Origin of the sequence: Gordonia otitidis NBRC 100426 (assembly GCF_000248075.1) — a bacterium.
Lineage (GTDB): Bacteria > Actinomycetota > Actinomycetes > Mycobacteriales > Mycobacteriaceae > Gordonia > Gordonia otitidis.
Map to the genome: position 1 here is coordinate 1 of NZ_BAFB01000198.1, position 1,772 is coordinate 1,772.

Genomic DNA, 1,772 nt, shown 5'->3' on the forward strand with positions numbered 1-1,772 from the left:
CGACACCGGACCGATCCTCGCGCAGGCGCCGGTGATGGTGTCACCGAGCGATACCGAGGAGACATTGCACGAACGCATCAAGTCGGTCGAGCGCTTCCTGCTCGCCGACGTTGTGGCGAAACTCGTCACCCGAGGAGTTGTCATCGACGGACGAAAGGCCCGGATTCCGTGAACGCAGCCAACCCCGCAGACACCGGTCGACGCCCCATCAAGCGCGCTCTGGTCAGTGTCTACGACAAGACCGACCTCGCCGACCTGGCGTCTGCGTTGCACGAGGCGGGCGTCGAACTGGTGTCAACCGGATCGACGGCGAAAACCATTGCTGCGGCGGGCTTCCCGGTGACCGAGGTGTCAGAGCTGACCGGGTTCCCGGAGTGTCTCGACGGACGGGTCAAGACGCTTCATCCGAAGGTCCACGCGGGAATCCTCGCCGACAGTCGCAAGGAATCGCACGTCGCTCAACTCGACGAACTTGGCGTGGCCCCGTTCGATCTCGTCGTGGTCAACCTCTACCCGTTCACCGAGACCGTGGCGTCGGGTGCAACGCCCGACGAGTGCATCGAACAGATCGACATCGGTGGACCGTCTATGGTGCGCGGCGCGGCCAAGAACCATCCCACGGTCGCCGTGGTCGTCGACCCGATGGACTACGAGAAGGTTTCGGCAGCTGTTGCCGACGGCGGTTTCACTCTCGCCCAGCGACGCGAGTTGGCCGCCAAGGCATTCCGCCATACGGCCGATTACGACGTCGCCGTCGCGTCCTGGATGTCGAAGGAAGTGGCGCCGGCCGCCGACGGATCGAAGTTCCCCGAGTGGTCCGGATTCACGTGGGAGCGTTCCGACGTGCTGCGCTACGGCGAGAACCCTCACCAGGCAGCTGCGCTCTACCTCTCCACCGCGGCGCCCGAAGGCCTCGCGTCGGCAGAACAGCTGCACGGCAAGGAGATGAGCTACAACAACTACACCGACTCCGACGCCGCGTGGCGCAGTGCGCACGACTTCGATGCTCCGGCCGTCGCGATCATCAAGCACGCCAACCCCTGTGGGATCGCGATTGGTGAAACGATCGGTGAGGCACACCGTCTCGCCCACGCCTGCGACCCTGTGAGCGCCTACGGAGGCGTGATCGCGGCGAACCGCGAGATCACCGTCGAGATGGCCGAGCAGGTCGCCGAGATCTTCACCGAGGTCATCATCGCTCCCGGGTTCGCCGACGGCGCACTCCCGGTCCTGCAGCGCAAGAAGAACATCCGCATTCTCCGTGCCATCCCGCCGGTGCGTGCAGGGCTCGAGTTCCGCCCGGTGTCCGGTGGGCTGCTCATGCAGGATCGCGACATCCTCGACGCCGAGGGCGACAACCCCGAGAACTGGTCGCTGGTCGCCGGTCCGCCGGCCGACCCCGACACCTTGGCCGACCTGGAGTTCGCTTGGCGCGCCTGTCGTTCGGTGAAGTCCAACGCGATCCTGCTGGCCAAGGACCGCGCGTCCGTCGGAGTCGGAATGGGACAGGTCAATCGCGTCGACTCCGCGCATCTGGCCGTCACCCGAGCAGGGGACAGGGCCAAGGGCAGCGTCGGCGCATCGGACGCCTTCTTCCCCTTCCCGGACGGGCTGCAGGTGCTGATCAACGGGGGAGTCTCGGCGGTCGTTCAGCCCGGAGGATCGATTCGCGACAACGAGGTCATCGAAGCCGCAGCCGAGGCAGGTGTCACCCTGTACCTCACAGGTGCACGGCATTTCGCGCACTGACCCGGCCGTCACCATGCGGGACG

Annotated in this window: 1 protein-coding gene and 1 pseudogene; both read left to right on the forward strand. The window is 66.0% G+C overall.

Annotation, left to right across the window (positions count from 1 at the left end; genetic code table 11):
• A pseudogene (locus tag GOOTI_RS19395) lies at positions 1-172 on the forward strand (phosphoribosylglycinamide formyltransferase); the annotation flags it as partial.
• On the forward strand, positions 169-1,749 hold the full coding sequence (gene purH / locus GOOTI_RS19400; protein ID WP_007240306.1) for a bifunctional phosphoribosylaminoimidazolecarboxamide formyltransferase/IMP cyclohydrolase: 1,581 nt from the start codon (positions 169-171) through the stop codon (positions 1,747-1,749). The pseudogene GOOTI_RS19395 and the gene purH, both read left to right, overlap by 4 nt.
• Positions 1,750-1,772: the final 23 nt, after the last annotated feature.